Origin of the sequence: Streptomyces sp. NPDC002088 (assembly GCF_040296605.1) — a bacterium.
Lineage (GTDB): Bacteria > Actinomycetota > Actinomycetes > Streptomycetales > Streptomycetaceae > Streptomyces.
This window is the reverse complement of record NZ_JBEOXO010000008.1, coordinates 194,759-211,846: the sequence shown is the minus strand read 5'-3', so window position 1 is coordinate 211,846 and position 17,088 is coordinate 194,759. Positions and strand designations below refer to the sequence as shown.

The window sequence follows — 17,088 nt, the reverse complement described above, 5'->3', positions numbered from 1 at the left end:
CATTGTGACGTTCGCCACCTCGAACGGGGTCGACAGGCGGGTCGACGTGTGCTGCTCGCCCCTTTTCGGGGGGTGTCGGCGTGTCCTTGTGTCCCGATTGGTGAAACCCTGCACTAATCCTTCCGCTGTCGGTTTTTCGGTCTGTCCACGCCCGGTTTCGCAGCGTGATGGATGCTCAACTCCTCTGGCTGCGAACCCTCGCGCGGGCGCGGACTAATCTCATCGCGAGAACATCGCCCCACCCCCCGTGATCCGCCGCAACACCCCATGCATGCCGGGTACACGGACTTGAACAGCTGGAGAAACCCGAGCATGAACCGCAAGACTTTGGTGCTGCCGGCCGTGATCGGCCTCATCGCGCCCGTGCTCGCCGCCTGCGGCGGGTCCGACAGCGGGAGCAGCGGCGGCGACGCCATCGTCGTCGGCACCACGGACAGGTTCACCGCTACCAAGGACGCGCCCGCACCGCTCGACCCCGCCTACGCCTACGACGTCGGCACCTGGAACATCCTGCGCCAGACCGTGCAGACGCTGATGGTCCAGCCCAAGGGCGAGGGCGACCCGGTGCCCGAGGCCGCCGAGAGCTGCGGCTTCACCGACAGCGGCGACGAGCGCTACGCCTGCAAGCTGCGCGACGGCCTGAAGTTCGCCAACGGGGACGCCATCACCGCGGCCGACGTGAAGTTCTCCATCGACCGCGCCCTCTCCATCAAGGCCGACTCCGGCGTCTTCGCCCTGCTGTCCACCATCGACACCGTCGAGACGCAGGGTGACCGCGACGTCATCTTCCACCTCAAGACCGCCGACGCCACCTTCCCGTACAAGCTGTCCACTCCGGTCGCGGGCATCGTGAACCCCGATGACTACCAGAAGGGCAAGCTGCGCGACGGCTTCGACGTCGACGGCTCCGGCCCGTACACCCTCCAGGCCGAGACCAAGAACGACGAGATGGTCAAGGCCGTGTTCACCAAGAACCCCAACTACAAGGGGGCGTTGACGGTGAACAACGACAAGGTCGAGATGGTCTCCTACGCGGACGCCGAAGCCATGGGCACCGCCCTCGACAAGGGCGACATCGACCTCGTGTCCCGCGGCATGACGCCGGAGCAGATCAAGAAGCTCTCCAACGAATCCGGCGGCAGCGTCGACATCGTCGAACTCCCCGGCCTCGAGATCCGCTACCTCGCCTTCGACACCAGCGCCCCGACGGTGAAGAGCAAGGCCGTACGCCAGGCGATGGCCCAGCTCATCAACCGCAGCGAACTCGTCTCCAAGGTCTACGGCTCCCAGGCCGAGGCGCTGTACTCCCTGGTCCCGGCCAGCGTGACCGGCCACTCCAACTCGTTCTTCAACAAGTACGGCGACCCCAGCGTCGCCAAGGCCGAGTCCCTGCTGACCGGGGCCGGCATCACCACCCCGGTGAAGCTGACCCTGCACTACACGACCGACCACTACGGCACGGGCACCAAGCAGGAGTTCGAGCTGCTGCAGAAGCAGCTCAACGCGAGCGGCCTGTTCGACATCGACATCGAGGGCACCCCGTGGGCGTCCTTCCTCCCCGCCGAACGCAAGGGCGAGTACGACGTCTACGGCATGGGCTGGTTCCCCGACTTCCCCGACGCCGACAACTTCCTCGCGCCGTTCCTCGACAAGGACAACTTCCTCAAGTCGCCGTACACCAACAGCAAAATCATCAACACCCTGATCCCGGAGTCCCGCCGCGAGGCTGACCGGCTCACCGCCGCCTCGAGCCTGACCGAGATACAGGACATCGTGGCCCAGGACGTCCCCGTGATCCCGCTGTGGCAGGGCAAGCAGTACGTTGCCGCCCGCGACGACGTCACGGGCACCGCGTACGCCCTGAACTCCTCCTCGACCCTTCAGCTGTGGGAGCTCGGCCACGGCGTGAGTGACTGACGCCCGACCGGACCAGGGGCCGGGACGGGCCCCTGGTCGACCAGACCGACGACAAGGCACATGCACGTGAACATGCGCAACCAGTGGTCAGTCCTGCCGATCGTGGCGGGGCTGGCCTCCGGCCTGTTGACCGGCTGCGGAACAGAGAACGGCGGTTCGGGGGGCAGCGGTTCCTCCGTGGTGATGGGGATGTCCGACGACGTCCTCGCCACCGACCCCGCCTCCGGCTACGACCCCGGCTCCTGGCTGCTGTTCAACAACGTCTTCCAGTCGCTGCTCAGCTTCCCCAAGGGAGGCACCGAACCCGAGCCGGAGGCCGCCAAGGAGTGCGGCTTCAGCGACACGCAGACCAAGGTCTACAAGTGCACGCTCCAGGACGGCCTGAAGTTCAGCAACGGTGACGCGCTCACCTCCGAGGACGTGAAGTTCTCCTTCGATCGCATGCTGAAGATCAACGACGACGCCGGTCCCGCGATCATGTTCCCGATGCTCGACAAGGTCGAGACACCCGACGAGAAGACCGTCGTCTTCCACCTGAAGGTCCCCGACGCCACCTTCCCCAGCAAGATCGCCTCCGGTGCCGGTTCCATCGTCGACCACCGGCAGTACGACGCGACCGGCCTGCGCAAGGACGGCAAGGCCGTCGGCTCCGGCCCCTACAAGCTCGACTCGTTCGGCGACGACGAGGCCGTCTTCTCGGTCAACGACAACTACAAGGGCACCGCCGACATACAGAACTCCGGCGTGACCCTCAAGTTCTTCCACGGCGACCAGTCCGCCCTGAAGAAGGACCTCCTCGACGGCAAGGTCGACATCGCCTACCGAGGCCTCACCGCCAGCGACATCGCAGACATCGACCAGGGCAGCTCCGACTCCGGCGTCGAGGTCATCGAAGGCAGCAGCGCCGAAGTCCAGCACCTCGTCTTCAACATGGACGACCCGGTCGCCGGACAGCTCGGTGTCCGCCAGGCCATCGCCTACCTCATCGACCGCGACGCCCTCATCAAGAACGTCTACGACGACACGGCGACCCCGCTGTACTCGATCATCCCGGCCGGCATCGCCGGCCACAACACGGCCTTCTTCGACCGCTACGGCGCCCGCCCCTCGCAGACCAAGGCCGCCGCCGCGCTCCAGGCCCAGGGCATCACCGGCAAGGTCAAACTCACCCTCTGGTCCACCCCGTCCCGCTACGGCCCCGCCACCGACCAGGAACTGAAGGCGATCGCGGGCCAGCTCAACGCCAGCGGCCTGTTCGACGCCGACGTCAAGTCCGTCGCCTACTCCCAGTACGAGAAGGACATCGCCGACGGCAAGTACGGCGTCTACGTCAAGGGCTGGGTCCCCGACTACCCGGACGCCGACAACTTCACCGCCCCCTTCTTCGGCGCGGGCAACGTGCTGAGCAACAACTACACCAACAGCACGATCACCGGCACACTCATCCCGCGCACCGCCGCCCAGAGCGACCGCGCCGCGACCGACAACGACTTCGGCAAGCTCCAGGACATCGTCGCCGCACAGCTCCCCGTCCTCCCGGTCTGGCAGGCCAAGCAGTACGCGGTCGCCCGCGAGGGCGTCTACGGCCTCGAGTACTGCCTCGACGCCTCGACCGTGTTCCGGTTCTGGGAACTCAGCAAGGACTGACCAGACCGGCCGTACACACGAGGGCGCCCCTTCCGAGGAAGGGGCGCCCCACTGCGTCGTATGGCAGGCACCTCGGCAGCGGACCACTGCCGAAGCACTGCCCGGCTTACTGTGCGCCGGGGCGCACCAGACCGCTCTCGTACGCGTACACCGCGGCCTGCACCCGGTCGCGCAGTCCCAGCTTGGTCAGCACATGGCCGACGTGCGTCTTGACGGTGGTCTCGCTGACGAACAGATCCGCCGCGATCTCGGCGTTCGACAGCCCGCGCGCCACCAGCTTCAGCACCTCCACCTCACGGTCGGTCAGCGTGTGCAGCGTGTCCGGCACCGGCTCGTCCCCGGACGGCAGATGCGTGGCGTACTTGTCGAGCAGCCGCCGTGTGATGCTCGGCGCCAGCATCGCCTCGCCGCCCGCCACCACCCGGATCGCCTGCACCAGCTCGTTCGCCGGCGCGTCCTTCAACAGGAAACCGCTGGCACCCGCACGCAGCGCCTCCACCACGTACTCGTCGAGGTCGAAAGTGGTCAGCACCAGCACCTTCGCCGGACCGTCCCGCTCAGGGCCGGTGATCTGCCGGGTCGCCTCCACACCGTCCATCCGCGGCATGCGGATGTCCATCAGAACCACATCGGGCTGCAGGGCCCGCACCTGGTCGAGCGCCTGCAGACCGTCTCCGGCCTCGCCGACCACCGCGATGTCCTGCTCCGCCTCCAGGATCATCCGGAAGCCCGTACGCAGCAGCGGCTGGTCGTCGACCAGTAGGACGCGGATGGCCACGTAAGTCTCCTTCGCTAGTCCGGCCCCATTCTGCCCTGCGCGCGTTCATCGGTTCGCCCCCGGGGCGCTCCAGCCGGTGGCTCACACATCCCCGGACGCGGCCGCCCGCACCGGCAGGGGATAGGGCGGGGGAGTGCCGCCGAACTCCGGGCAGTGCGCCTGGTGGTCGCACCAGCCGCACAGCTTCGTCGGCCGTGGCCGCCACTCGCCCGTCTCGGTGGCCAGCCGGATCGCCTCCCACAGGGCGAGCAGCTTGCGCTCGACCCGCTCCAGGTCGGCGAGGACCGGGTCGTACGTCATGACGTCACCACTGCCGAGATAGACAAGCTGGAGCCGCCGCGGGATCACGTTCTTCAGCCGCCACACGACGAGCGCGTAGAACTTCATCTGGAACAGCGCACCCTCGGCGTACTCGGGCCGGGGCGCCTTGCCCGTCTTGTAGTCGACGATCCGCACCTCGCCCGTCGGCGCCACGTCCACCCGGTCGATGATCCCGCGCAGCGTCAGCCCCGAGTCCAGCTCGGCCTCGACGAACAGCTCCCGCTCGGCCGGCTCCAGGCGCGTCGGATCCTCCAGCGTGAACCAGCGCTCGACGAGCCGCTCCGCCTCGCCCAGCCAGCGCGCCAGCCGCTCGCCCTCCGGATCGTCGGCGAACAGCTCCACGACCTCCGGCCGGCTCTCCCGCAACCGATCCCACTGGCCCGGGACGAGGGACTTGGCCCGCGGCGCGGTCCGCTCCACGGCCGGCGCGTCGAAGAGCCGCTCCAGCACCGCGTGCACCAGCGTGCCCCGCGTCGCCGCCTCGCTCGGCTTCTCCGGCAGCCGGTCGATCACCCGGAACCGGTACAGCAACGGGCACTGCATGAAGTCACTGGCACGCGAGGGGGAGAGCGACGCGGGCGGCCGGGCGGCCGCGGCCACCGGCTCCGTCCCGACCGGCTCCGTCCCGACCGGCTCCGTCCCGACCGGCTCCGTCCCGACCGGCTCCGTCGCCACCGGCTCCGTCGCCACCGGCTCCGTCGCCACCGTGGCCGGCGGGTCCTCCGCTGTCGTACCGCTGCTGTGGGCCTCCGCGACGCCCTCCGCGCTCGTCTCCATGACCACAGACCATACGGCCCGCCACTGACAGTGACCCAGCCGTGGCCGTGACGGGGGCGACGGCAGGGCAAACACAGGGGGTGCCGGGGCGGAACGCGTGACGGACGCCGCATACCATCGACCCGAGAGCTTCCGCCCGGCAGGAGCGGAAGACGCTTCGAACGAGGGGACATCGTGGACGAGAGCGGCGGGAACGGGCAGCCGCGGTCGGGCAACGACGAGTCGGCCGAGCGCCACGCAGGGCCTGCGGCCCCGGCCGGCGGCTCCGCACGCCCGGCCCCGACCCCACGCGACGAGACCGCCCACCCGAAGCCCACGGCTCCCGACGCCCCCGACGACAAGGCCACCGAGACGACACCGCCCGGTGTCACCGACGGGCCGTCGCCGGCACCCGACCCCACATCCGGGAAGCCGCCCGAGGGCCGTACAAGCACGGACAGCACGTCCGAGGCTCCTGCCGGCGCGGACACCACGTCCGAGGCTCCTGCCGGCGCTGACACCACGTCCGAGGCTCCTGCCGGCGCGGACACCACGTCCGAGGCTCCTGCCGGCGCGGACACCACGCCCGAGGCTCCTGCCGACGCGGACACCACGCCCGAGGGCCCTGGCGAGGCAGGCACCACGTCCGAAGCCGCCGCCGACGCGGAAGTCCCCCTCGCGACCGCCGAGCACACCCACCCGGAAGACCAGCCCACTGCCCCGGCCGACCGCGCCCACCCGAACGAGCCCGGCGCCCCCGGCGTGCCCGACGGCCACGCGCCCCACCCCGACCGCCCCACCCCCCACACCCCCGCCCCCGGCGACCGCACCCTCGCCCACTCGGCCCCCCGCAAGAACCGTCCGCCGCAGCGTGCGCCCGAGCCACGCGGCGGGCTGTTGATGGGGCGGCCCTTCGGGGTGCCCGTGTACGTGGCGCCCAGCTGGTTCCTGGTCGCCGCCCTGATCACCTGGGTGTTCGGCAACCAACTCGACCGCGTGCTGCCCGAACTCGGCGCCGCCCGCTACCTGGTCTCCCTCTTCTTCGCGGTCGCCTTCTACGCCTCCGTACTCGTCCACGAACTGGCCCACACAGTCGCCGCCCTCCGCTTCAAACTCCCGGTCCGCCGCATCCAGCTCCAGTTCTTCGGCGGCGTCTCCGAGATCGAGAAAGAGGCGGAGACCCCGGGCCGGGAGTTCGTGCTCGCCTTCGTCGGCCCACTGCTCTCCCTGATCCTCTCCGGCCTCTTCTACCTCGCCCTGCGCCCCGTCGAGCCCGGCACCGTCCCCGGCGTCCTGCTCGCCGGCCTGATGGTCTCCAACCTCATCGTGGCCGTCTTCAACCTCCTGCCCGGCCTCCCCCTCGACGGCGGCCGTATGCTCCGCGCCGTCGTCTGGAAGATCACCGGCCGGGCCATGAGCGGCACGATCGCCGCCGCCTGGGTCGGCCGCGCCCTCGCCGTCTCCGTCCTGATCGGCCTGCCGCTGCTCACCCAGTCCGGCGCCCTCGGCTCCACCGCCGAGGACAGCGTCGGCATGGACACCGTCTTCGACGCCCTGCTCGCCGCGATCCTCGCCGCCATCATCTGGACCGGCGCCGGCAACAGCCTGCGCATGGCCCGCCTGCGCGAACACCTCCCCGAACTGCGCGCCCGCAACCTCACCCGCCGCGCGGTCCCCGTGGAGACCGACACCCCCCTCTCCGAGGCCCTGCGCCGCGCCAACGCCGCCGGTGCCCGCGCCCTGGTCGTGGTCGACGCCAACGGCGAACCCCTCTCCCTCGTGCGCGAGGCCGCCATCGTCGGAGTACCCGAACACCGCCGCCCCTGGGTCGCCGTCAGCGGCCTCGCCCAGGACCTCACCGACGGCATGCGCGTCTCCGCCGAGCTCGCCGGCGAGGACCTCCTCGACGTCCTGCGCGCCACCCCCGCCACCGAGTACCTCGTCGTCGAGGACACCGGCGAGATCTACGGCGTCCTGTCCGCCGCGGACGTGGAGCGCGCCTTCGTGAAGGCGATGGCGAGGCCGAGCTGAGGTGGTCGGCGGGCCCTCCGGGGACCGGTAGGCTGGTCACATGTCCGAACCGACCGGTGCCGCCCGCAGGCGCGGGCCCTTCAAGGTCGGGGACCAGGTTCAGCTGACCGACCCCAAGGGCCGCCACTACACGTTCACGCTCGAGGCCGGGAAGAACTTCCACACCCACAAGGGTTCCTTCCCGCACGACGAACTGATCGGCGCACCCGAGGGCAGCGTTGTCCGCACCACCGGTAACGTCGCCTACCTCGCGCTGCGCCCCCTGCTCCCCGACTACGTCCTGTCCATGCCCCGCGGCGCCGCCGTGGTCTACCCCAAGGACGCGGGGCAGATCCTCGCCTTCGCCGACATCTTCCCCGGCGCACGCGTCGTGGAGGCCGGCGTGGGCTCCGGCTCGCTCAGCAGCTTCCTGCTGCGCGCCATCGGCGACCAGGGCATGCTGCACTCCTACGAGCGCCGCGAGGACTTCGCCGAGATCGCCCAGCAGAACGTCGAGCGCTACTTCGGCGGCCCGCACCCCGCCTGGCAGCTCACCGTCGGTGACCTCCAGGACAACCTGAGCGACACCGACGTCGACCGCGTCATCCTCGACATGCTCGCCCCCTGGGAGTGCCTCGAGGCGGTCTCCAAGGCCCTGGTCCCCGGCGGCATCCTGTGCTGCTACGTGGCCACCACCACCCAGCTCGCCCGGACCGTCGAGTCCATCCGCGAGATCGGCTGCTTCAACGAGCCGACCTCCTGGGAGACGATGATCCGCAACTGGCACGTCGAGGGCCTGGCCGTCCGCCCCGACCACCGGATGATCGGCCACACCGGCTTCCTGCTCACCGCCCGCCGCCTCGCGGACGGCGTCGAGCCGCCCATGCGCCGCCGCCGCCCCGCCAAGGGCGCCTACGGCGAGGACTACACCGGCCCGAACGCCGACGGCGGCGCGGGCCGCTGAGCCGGCTCACGCCGCAGCCAACTCCCCAGGCGGCCCTGTGCCGCATTCAACGACGCCGCGCCGTGGGCGAGTTCCCGAACCACACACCGGAACTCGCCCACGGCGCCTCTACGTTGCCGCCGTCCGTCACCGCCCCGCGTGAACCCCTGACCCCGCCGTTCCCCCGCACTGTGACGTGTGGCACGATGCTGGCCACCCCACCCCCACCGGCACAGTCCTCGCAGGAGACGCTCCTAGTGCAGCAATCCGCCGTACCGGAACTGGCACACACCCACACCCGGCCGATCCACTGGGTCGCCACCGCAACCGCCGTCGCCGGCGTCGTCGCCCTCACCTCGGTCCTGCAGCCCCACCCGGCGACAGCCGCCCAGACCCCCGGAGCCGAGGCCAAGCCCGCCCCCACAACCACCATGCAGCCGCCCGCCACCACCGGCGTCGACTTCCCCCTGGACTGCGGCCCCGTCAAGACCGTCGTAAAGAAGAAGGCCACCGGAGACCTCGACGGCGACGGCCGGCCGGAAACCGTGGCCGCGGTCCACTGCGACGCCGGCATGGGCACCCCGCCCGACGGCGTCTACGTCCTCACCCAGGCCGCCGACGCCCAGCAGCCCCGCGTGGTCGCCACACTCGTCGACCCCAAGGACCGCTTCACCGTCAGCAGCCTCGCCGTGAGCGACGGAGCCGTTCTCGCCACGCTCCTCGGCTACTCGTCGACCGACGTACCCAGTTGCTGCCCCGACGTGACGGACAGCGCCAAGTGGCAGTGGAAGAACAGCGCGTTCATCCGCTCGACACCCGCCGGAGCACACGGCGTCTGAGCCGGGCAACCCCCGCGTGTGAGAAATCAGACAGTCACTACGCTGCGCACCCGGACGCTCACTCCGCGTCCGGGCCGTACACCTCGACCCTGTCCGAAACGCGCCGCACATGGATGCAGTCGCCGGGACACTCCCGCGCCGAGTCCACCACATCCGTCAGCAGCGGCAACGGCACCGGCGTCGTCGCGCCCCGGTCCTGCAACAGCTCGTCCTCGGCGCCCTTCACATAGGCCAGACCATCGATGTCCAGCTCGAACACCTCGGGCGCGTACTGGGCGCAGATGCCGTCGCCGGTACAGAGATCCTGGTCGATCCAGACCTCCAACGCCTCACCGCCGACTTCGGCCTCCTGCTGCACGTGATCTCTCCTGACCGTTTACTGCGCCGAGCCGCGGGAACGATGCTGGCCCTGACGGGTGTTGAACACTTCGACCCTACCCCCGTCCGCTTTCCAATCATGTTCGGTGGGTATTCCCCTGGCGTGAGGGAGAGCGCAAGGGTGAAGATCGGACACACCCCGACAGTCTTTGTGATCTAGGGGTTTCAATCGACACCCACCCAGGTAGGGTCTGGAAGCGTCCAGCTCCCCTTGGAGGAGGTGAGGACCGTGGCAGCCCACGACGACGACATGAACCGCGGCATCCGCCCGGGACGAGGGTCCGACGACCCGGCCGGTCAGATTGCCTATCTTGAGCAGGAGATCGCCGTCCTGCGACGCAAGCTCGCCGACTCTCCGCGACACACGAGGATTCTCGAAGAGCGGATCGTCGAGCTGCAGACCAACCTGGCCGGCGTGTCCGCACAGAACGAGCGACTCGCCAACACGCTCCGTGAGGCCCGCGACCAGATCGTGGCCCTCAAGGAAGAGGTCGACCGGCTCGCACAGCCCCCGGCCGGCTTCGGAGTCTTCCTCACGGCGAACGAGGACGGCACGGCCGACATCTTCACCGGCGGCCGCAAGCTCCGGGTGAACGTCAGCCCCAGCGTGGAACTCGACGAGCTCCGACGCGGCCAGGAAGTGATGCTCAACGAAGCGCTCAACGTGGTCGAGGCCATGGAGTACGAGCGGGTCGGGGACATCGTCACCCTCAAGGAGATCCTCGAGGACGGCGAGCGCGCCCTGGTACTCGGGCACACCGACGAGGAACGGGTGGTACGGCTCGCCGAGCCGCTGCTGGACGTCACCATCCGTCCCGGCGACGCCCTCCTGCTCGAACCCCGCTCCGGCTACGTCTACGAGGTCGTGCCCAAGAGCGAGGTCGAGGAACTCGTCCTCGAAGAGGTCCCCGACATCGGATACGAGCAGATCGGCGGCCTCGGCAACCAGATCGAGGCCATCCGTGACGCGGTCGAGCTCCCGTACCTCTACCCGGACCTGTTCAAGGAGCACGAGCTGCGCCCGCCCAAGGGCGTCCTCCTCTACGGACCCCCCGGATGCGGCAAGACGCTCATCGCCAAGGCCGTCGCCAACTCGCTGGCCAAGAAGGTCGCCGAAGTCACCGGGGCGGCCGCCGGCAAGAGCTTCTTCCTCAACATCAAGGGCCCCGAGCTCCTGAACAAGTACGTCGGCGAAACCGAGCGCCAGATCCGCCTCGTCTTCCAGCGAGCTCGGGAGAAGGCCAGCGAGGGCACACCCGTCATCGTCTTCTTCGACGAGATGGAGTCCCTCTTCCGCACCCGCGGCTCCGGCGTCAGCTCGGACGTGGAGAACACCATCGTTCCGCAGCTGCTCGCCGAGATCGACGGCGTGGAGGGCCTGGAGAACGTGGTCGTGATCGGTGCCTCCAACCGTGAGGACATGATCGACCCGGCCATCCTGCGCCCCGGCCGCCTCGACGTGAAGATCAAGATCGAACGTCCGGACGCCGAAGCGGCCAAGGACATCTTCGGCAAGTACCTCACCGAGCGCCTCCCGCTGCACTCCGACGACGTCGGCGAGCACGGCGGCAGCAAGGCGACCACCGTCCAGAGCATGATCCAGACGGCGGTCGAACACATGTACGCCGAATCCGAGGAAAACCGCTTCCTGGAAGTCACCTACGCAAACGGCGACAAGGAAGTCCTCTACTTCAAGGACTTCAACTCCGGCGCCATGATCGAAAACATCGTCGGCCGCGCCAAGAAAATGGCGATCAAGGACTTCCTCGACCACAACCAGAAGGGCCTCCGCGTCTCCCACCTCCTCCAGGCCTGCGTGGACGAATTCAAGGAGAACGAGGACCTGCCCAACACCACCAACCCGGACGACTGGGCCCGCATCTCCGGAAAGAAGGGCGAACGGATCGTCTACATCCGTACCCTCATCACCGGAAAGCAGGGCGCGGACACCGGACGCTCCATCGACACGGTGGCGAACACCGGACAGTACCTGTAAGAACAGGGCGGCTGCGGGTGCCCTCAGCGGGTACCCGCAGCCAACTGTTTTCCAGGGCCACGGCTGGAGCAAGGCAATGACGCAAATGATCTCCCCACCAGCGCAAAGGCGTTCTAGGCTCTTCCGTACCGCCGAGTCGCGCAGTGCGGGGACGGGCACCGCACACGCACCGGAGCACCAGCGGTACTTGAGCGGCGCCCACGACCGAGGGTGCCGCCGGGCAAGGAGGGCCGCATGACCGTACGGCGAGTAATGGGCATCGAGACGGAGTACGGCATCTCCGTCCCCGGCCACCCCAACGCCAATGCCATGCTCACCTCGTCCCAGATCGTCAACGCCTACGCGGCGGCGATGCACCGGGCCCGCCGGGCCCGCTGGGACTTCGAGGAGGAGAACCCGCTACGGGACGCCCGGGGATTCGACCTGGCCCGCGAGGCCGCCGACTCCAGCCAGCTCACCGACGAGGACATCGGCCTCGCCAACGTGATCCTCACCAACGGCGCCCGCCTCTACGTCGACCACGCACACCCCGAATACAGCGCCCCCGAGGTCACCAACCCCCGCGACGCCGTCCTCTGGGACAAGGCCGGCGAGCGAATCATGGCCGAGGCCGCCGAACGAGCCGCACAGCTCCCCGGCGCCCAGCCGATCCACCTCTACAAGAACAACACCGACAACAAGGGCGCCTCCTACGGCACGCACGAGAACTACCTGATGAAGCGGGAAACCCCCTTCTCCGACATCGTGCGCCACCTCACCCCCTTCTTCGTCTCTCGCCAGGTCTTCGCCGGAGCCGGCCGCGTCGGCATCGGCCAGGACGGCCACGAACACGGCTTCCAGCTCAGCCAGCGGGCGGACTACTTCGAGGTCGAGGTCGGCCTGGAGACGACCCTCAAGCGCCCGATCATCAACACCCGCGACGAACCCCACGCCGACGCGGAGAAATACCGCCGCCTCCACGTGATCATCGGCGACGCGAACCTCTCCGAGATCTCCACCTACCTGAAGCTGGGCACGACCGCCCTGGTCCTGTCCATGATCGAGGACGGCTTCATCGCGGTCGACCTCGCCGTCGACCAGCCCGTACGCACACTCCACCAGGTCTCCCACGACCCGACCCTCAAGCGCCTGGTCACCCTCCGCAGCGGCCGGACACTCACCGCGGTCCAGCTCCAGATGGAGTACTACGAGCTCTCGCGCAAGTACGTGGAGGAACGCTACGGCGCCGACGCCGACGAACAGACCAAGGACGTCCTGACCCGCTGGGAAGACACCCTGAACCGCCTCGAGCGCGACCCCATGAGCCTGGCCGGCGAGCTGGACTGGGTCGCCAAGCGCGAGCTCATGGAGGGCTACCGCCGCCGGGACGACCTCGACTGGGACGCCGCCCGGCTCCACCTGGTCGACCTCCAGTACGCGGACGTACGGGCCGAGAAGGGCCTCTACAACCGCCTGGTGGCCCGTGGCCGCATCAAGCGGCTCCTGGACGAGGCAGAGGTCGAGCGGGCCAGGACCACGCCCCCGGAGGACACCCGCGCCTACTTCCGCGGCCGCTGCCTCGAGCAGTACGCGGACGACGTCGCCGCCGCCTCCTGGGACTCCGTGATCTTCGACCTGCCGGGCCGGGACTCCCTCCAGCGCGTTCCAACCCTGGAACCGCTACGCGGAACGCGAAATCACGTCAAGGAACTCCTGGACCGGTGCCGCACCGCCGAAGACCTGGTCAGGGTCCTCTCCGGCGGCTGAGCGGGTACCCGGGCGGGCCCGGACGCGCAGGGTGGAAACCCCTGCGCAAGGGAATCATCGAGGTGGCCCCCGTACGTTGTAGCAACTGCGGGGCCGATGTCGGACCCGGCTTGTAGGGTCTGATCATCACCGATCGGCAGGAATGCCGACCTGTCGACCATGTCGGGCGAACTGAGCGGGGTGAGGGTTATGGCGACCAAGGACACCGGCGGCGGCCAGCAGAAGGCGACGCGCTCCACGGAGGAGGTCGAGGAGCAGGCGGCAGAAGCGCAGGCTTCGGAGGACCTCAAGGAGCGGCAGGAGAAGCTGAGCGACGACGTGGACTCGGTGCTGGACGAGATCGACGACGTATTGGAGGAGAACGCCGAAGATTTCGTGAGGTCGTTCGTTCAAAAGGGTGGACAGTAGTCACATCCATGAACGGCGGGGGATCGAAAAAGTGCTCGGCCTGCCAGGAGATCCTTCCGGTCGGCGCATTCGCGAGCAACAGCTCCAGGCCTGATGGACTTCAGGCGAACTGCCGCGAATGCGCCGCGGAGTACTACCGGCGCCGACGGGAAGCCCAGGGCAGGACAGTCCGTGTGAAGGTTCCGGTTCCGCGGGGGCACAAGCGGTGCCCGCAGTGCGAGCAGGTAAGGCCGCACTCCCAGTGGGAGCGCAACAAGTCGTCGTCGGACGGCTGGGCGAGCTACTGCCGTGAGTGCCGCGCGGAGCGGAACCGGATCAGCTACTTCCAACGTAAGTACGGCCTGAGTCCGGACGAGTTGGCTGCGCTGATCGCGGAGCAGCACGGCGTCTGCTGTATCTGCCTAGCGGCTCCCGCCGAGCATGTGGATCACTGCCATCAGACGGGTAGGGTCCGTGGCGTACTGTGCTTCAGCTGCAACGCCGCACTGGGGCAGTTCAAGGATCGGCCCGATGCCATAAGGCGGGCTGCTGCTTACGTGGAAGGAATCGCGTGGAAGCCAACACTCGTAGCACCGGGCGTCTACCAGCTGCCTTCCTGACGCCTGGGTCGTCGTCCTTCATGGACTTCCTGTCCGAGCATCAGCCGGAGATGCTCCCTGGTAAGCGGCAGCTGCCGCCGACGCAGGGTGTGATCGAGGCGCCGCACGGCACCACGATCGTCGCCACCACGTTCCCGGGCGGTGTCGTGCTGGCCGGTGACCGGCGGGCCACGATGGGTAACGTCATCGCCCAGCGCGACATCGAGAAGGTCTTCCCGGCGGACGAGTACTCGGCCGTCGGTATCGCCGGTACAGCGGGCCTGGCCGTGGAGATGGTCAAGCTGTTCCAGCTCGAGCTGGAGCATTTCGAGAAGGTCGAGGGTGCGCAGCTGTCCCTGGAGGGCAAGGCGAACCGGCTGTCGACCATGATCCGGTCGAATCTCGGCATGGCCATGCAGGGCTTGGCCGTGGTCCCGCTCTTCGCAGGGTTCGACGTGGATCGGGCGAAGGGGCGCATCTTCTCCTACGACGTCACCGGTGGCCGGTCCGAGGAGCACAACTTCGCTGCCACGGGCTCCGGCTCGATCTTCGCGCGCGGGGCGATGAAGAAGCTCTTCCGCAGCGACCTCACCGAGGCCGAGGCCACGACCCTCGTGGTCCAGGCCCTGTACGACGCGGCGGACGACGACTCGGCGACGGGTGGTCCCGATGTCGCGCGCCGGATCTATCCGATCGTCACCGTGATCACCGAGGACGGTTTCCGCCGGCTCACCGAGGACGAGTCCTCCGAGATCGCCCGCTCGATCCTGGAGCGCCGTCTGGAGCAGCCCGACGGCCCGCGTGCCGCGCTGCTGTAGTCGGCGGCCCGGTTCTTTGCAAGGTGATCCTGTGACTTCGACAGAAAGGGACGGATAACCGGTGTCGACGCCGTTCTATGTCTCACCCCAGCAGGCCATGGCCGACCGGGCGGAGTACGCCCGCAAGGGCATCGCCCGTGGCCGCAGCCTGGTTGTGCTGCAGTTTGCCGACGGCATCGTGTTCGTCGGCGAGAACCCGTCCCGTGCGCTGCACAAGTTCAGCGAGATCTATGACCGGATCGGTTTCGCGGCCGCCGGTAAGTACAACGAGTACGAGAATCTGCGGATCGGTGGCGTGCGCTATGCCGACCTGCGTGGTTACACCTATGACCGTGATGACGTGACCGCCCGCGGGCTGGCGAACGTCTATGCCCAGACGTTGGGCACGATCTTCTCCAGCGCGGCCGAGAAGCCGTACGAGGTGGAGTTGGTCGTGGCCGAGGTCGGGGAGACACCGGAGGGTGATCAGATCTACCGGCTGCCGCATGACGGGTCGATCGTGGACGAGCACGGTTCGGTCGCGGTCGGTGGCAATGCGGAGCAGATCAGCACTTATCTGGACCAGCGTCACGAGGACGGCATGACGCTGGCCGAGGCGCTGAAGCTGGCGGTGCAGGCCCTGTCCCGGGACACGAACGGCACGCAGCGGGAGATTCCCGCCGAGCGCCTGGAGGTCGCGGTGCTGGACCGTACGCGTCCGCAGGCGCGGAAGTTCAAGCGGATCGTGGGTCCTCAGCTGTCGCGGCTGCTGGAGGCGGGCGGTGCGTCGACGGAGGCGGAGAGTTCCGGCGAGGGTTCCGGCGACGGCTCCGACGAGGGCTCCGAGGAGAAGTAGTTCTTCCCTGATTGCTGATTGACCCTGTTTGTGTGTGCCCCCGGCCGGTGACGGCGGTCGGGGGCACATTGTGTTCAGGAGGGGCTCGGTGGCGCCGTGGAGCCCCGTACGACGAGTTCGACGGGGATGTCCCCGGCTTGGGGTGTGCGGCCCTCCAGGACGGCGAGGAGGGCCTGCATGCCCCGTTCGCCGAAGAGCTCGGCGTCCAGGCGGACGGTGGTGAGCTCGGGGTCGAGGGCGGTGGCGAGGGCGAGGTCGTCGAGTCCGGTGACGGAGATGTCGTCGGGGACGCGCAGGCCGAGGCGGCGGATCGCCTTGTAGGCGCCGGCGGCCAGTTTGTCGTCGTCGCAGACCAGGGCGGTGGGGCGGGGTCCGGGGGTGCGCAGGGCGGCGGTCGCGGCTGTCAGGGCGCCTTCGATGGAGATCGGTGCGTGTGTCGTCCGTAGGGACGTTCCGGGCATCGCGCCGACGCGTGCGGCCAGCTCGCGTGCGCGGACCTCGAAGGTCCAGGAGGGGACGTCCGCCGCGAGGTGGAGGAAGCGTCGGTGGCCGAGGCCGAGCAGGTGGTCGGCGACCTGTCGTGCGCCGTCGGTGATGTCGAGGTTGACGGTTGCCGCGCCCAGGCTGCCGTCGGGGTCGCTGTCGAGCATGACGAGGGGTAGCTGGTCGCCGCCGCGTAGGGCGGTGAGGGCGTCGGCGGCCATGGAGGAGGCGATGATGCCGTCGAGGGCCGCTTGGGCGGAGGCGAAGGGGTCCCGGGCGGGGCCGATGCCTTCGGGGGAGGGGTAGAGGACCACGCCGAAGCCGTGGTCGGCGGCGACGCGGGCGGCTCCGGTGTAGACGCCCGCGAAGAACTCCGTGGTGAGTGCGGGGACGACGAGCAGGACTGTGCGGGTGCGGCCGAGGCGGAGGTTGCGGGCGGCGAGGTTCGGCCGGTAGCCGAGGTCGCGTGCGGCTTCTCGTACGCGCTGCGCGGTGGTCTCGGAGACGCGGCCGCGCCACTTCTCGCCCAGGACCAGCGAGACCGCGGCCTGGGAGACTCCCGCGGCCTGGGCGACGTCGCGGCTCGTCGGGCGTGTGCTACCTCGTGCCACCGCTGGCGTGCTCCTTCGTCTGGA

15 protein-coding genes are annotated in these 17,088 nt (G+C 68.9%); 11 read left to right on the top strand and 4 right to left on the bottom strand.

The features are described from left to right. Window positions 1-312: 312 nt before the first annotated feature. Window positions 313-1,917 (top strand): ABC transporter substrate-binding protein, encoded by a 1,605-nt coding sequence (locus ABT114_RS19505; protein WP_351144041.1) that lies wholly within the window; start codon window positions 313-315, stop codon window positions 1,915-1,917. 66 nt (window positions 1,918-1,983) lie between these two features. Further along, on the top strand, window positions 1,984-3,564 hold the full coding sequence (locus tag ABT114_RS19500) for an ABC transporter substrate-binding protein (protein WP_351144224.1): 1,581 nt from the start codon (window positions 1,984-1,986) through the stop codon (window positions 3,562-3,564). Window positions 3,565-3,670: 106 nt separating this feature from the next. Here the strand turns inward: ABT114_RS19500 and ABT114_RS19495 are convergent, their stop codons facing one another. Both ABT114_RS19495 and ABT114_RS19490 read right to left on the bottom strand, forming a co-directional pair. Then, window positions 3,671-4,342, bottom strand: coding sequence for a response regulator (locus ABT114_RS19495; protein ID WP_053673884.1), 672 nt, complete (start codon window positions 4,340-4,342; stop codon window positions 3,671-3,673). An 81-nt stretch (window positions 4,343-4,423) separates the two neighbouring features. Continuing rightward, window positions 4,424-5,440 carry a RecB family exonuclease gene (locus ABT114_RS19490; protein WP_351144040.1) on the bottom strand — a complete coding sequence of 339 codons (1,017 nt, stop codon included), beginning with the start codon at window positions 5,438-5,440 and terminating at the stop codon, window positions 4,424-4,426. 174 nt (window positions 5,441-5,614) lie between these two features. Between ABT114_RS19490 and ABT114_RS19485 the strand changes: the two genes are divergently transcribed. The 3 genes from ABT114_RS19485 to ABT114_RS19475 all read left to right on the top strand — a co-directional run bounded on the left by ABT114_RS19485 (window position 5,615) and on the right by ABT114_RS19475 (window position 9,211). Continuing rightward, a complete protein-coding gene (locus ABT114_RS19485) occupies window positions 5,615-7,450 on the top strand; it encodes a site-2 protease family protein (protein ID WP_351144039.1) in 1,836 nt (611 codons plus the stop codon). A 40-nt stretch (window positions 7,451-7,490) separates the two neighbouring features. Continuing rightward, window positions 7,491-8,393: a tRNA (adenine-N1)-methyltransferase gene (locus ABT114_RS19480; protein ID WP_351144038.1), complete on the top strand. Its 903-nt coding sequence runs from the start codon at window positions 7,491-7,493 to the stop codon at window positions 8,391-8,393. Window positions 8,394-8,629: 236 nt separating this feature from the next. Then, the gene (locus ABT114_RS19475) at window positions 8,630-9,211 is read left to right on the top strand and encodes a hypothetical protein (RefSeq protein WP_351144037.1); all 582 of its coding nucleotides are present in this window, start codon (window positions 8,630-8,632) and stop codon (window positions 9,209-9,211) included. 58 nt (window positions 9,212-9,269) lie between these two features. Here the strand turns inward: ABT114_RS19475 and ABT114_RS19470 are convergent, their stop codons facing one another. Further along, a complete protein-coding gene (locus tag ABT114_RS19470) occupies window positions 9,270-9,569 on the bottom strand; it encodes a ferredoxin (RefSeq protein WP_351144036.1) in 300 nt (99 codons plus the stop codon). A gap of 249 nt (window positions 9,570-9,818) precedes the next feature. Between ABT114_RS19470 and arc the strand changes: the two genes are divergently transcribed. The 6 genes from arc (at window position 9,819) to prcA (ending at window position 15,970) form a co-directional block, all read left to right on the top strand. Beyond that, window positions 9,819-11,585: a proteasome ATPase gene (gene arc / locus ABT114_RS19465; protein ID WP_351144035.1), complete on the top strand. Its 1,767-nt coding sequence runs from the start codon at window positions 9,819-9,821 to the stop codon at window positions 11,583-11,585. A gap of 234 nt (window positions 11,586-11,819) precedes the next feature. Then, window positions 11,820-13,331: a depupylase/deamidase Dop gene (gene dop / locus ABT114_RS19460; RefSeq protein WP_351144034.1), complete on the top strand. Its 1,512-nt coding sequence runs from the start codon at window positions 11,820-11,822 to the stop codon at window positions 13,329-13,331. Between the two features lie 189 nt (window positions 13,332-13,520). Next, complete coding sequence (locus ABT114_RS19455) at window positions 13,521-13,739, top strand: ubiquitin-like protein Pup (protein ID WP_030244016.1); 219 nt, start codon at window positions 13,521-13,523, stop codon at window positions 13,737-13,739. Between the two features lie 8 nt (window positions 13,740-13,747). Further along, window positions 13,748-14,338 carry an endonuclease VII domain-containing protein gene (locus ABT114_RS19450; protein WP_351144033.1) on the top strand — a complete coding sequence of 197 codons (591 nt, stop codon included), beginning with the start codon at window positions 13,748-13,750 and terminating at the stop codon, window positions 14,336-14,338. Further along, complete coding sequence (prcB, locus tag ABT114_RS19445) at window positions 14,290-15,135, top strand: proteasome subunit beta (RefSeq protein WP_351144032.1); 846 nt, start codon at window positions 14,290-14,292, stop codon at window positions 15,133-15,135. The genes ABT114_RS19450 and prcB overlap by 49 nt, the downstream gene beginning before the upstream one ends. 61 nt (window positions 15,136-15,196) lie before the next feature. Further along, window positions 15,197-15,970, top strand: a complete 774-nt coding sequence (prcA, locus tag ABT114_RS19440; protein ID WP_351144031.1) for a proteasome subunit alpha — start codon at window positions 15,197-15,199, stop codon at window positions 15,968-15,970. Window positions 15,971-16,044: 74 nt separating this feature from the next. On the opposite strand, the gene ABT114_RS19435 is transcribed toward prcA, so the two are convergent. Next, window positions 16,045-17,064, bottom strand: a complete 1,020-nt coding sequence (locus ABT114_RS19435; protein ID WP_351144030.1) for a LacI family DNA-binding transcriptional regulator — start codon at window positions 17,062-17,064, stop codon at window positions 16,045-16,047. Window positions 17,065-17,088 lie beyond the last annotated feature (24 nt).

Bases quoted from the DNA above. Each gene is read 5' to 3' on its own strand.
- ABT114_RS19480 (WP_351144038.1), top strand. From the start codon at position 7,491: ATGTCCGAACCGACCGGTGCCGCCCGCAGGCGCGGGCCCTTCAAGGTC.
- ABT114_RS19505 (WP_351144041.1), top strand. From the start codon at position 313: ATGAACCGCAAGACTTTGGTGCTGCCGGCCGTGATCGGCCTCATCGCG.
- ABT114_RS19490 (WP_351144040.1), bottom strand. From the start codon at position 5,440: ATGGAGACGAGCGCGGAGGGCGTCGCGGAGGCCCACAGCAGCGGTACG.
- ABT114_RS19455 (WP_030244016.1), top strand. From the start codon at position 13,521: ATGGCGACCAAGGACACCGGCGGCGGCCAGCAGAAGGCGACGCGCTCC.
- ABT114_RS19450 (WP_351144033.1), top strand. From the start codon at position 13,748: ATGAACGGCGGGGGATCGAAAAAGTGCTCGGCCTGCCAGGAGATCCTT.
- dop (WP_351144034.1), top strand. From the start codon at position 11,820: ATGACCGTACGGCGAGTAATGGGCATCGAGACGGAGTACGGCATCTCC.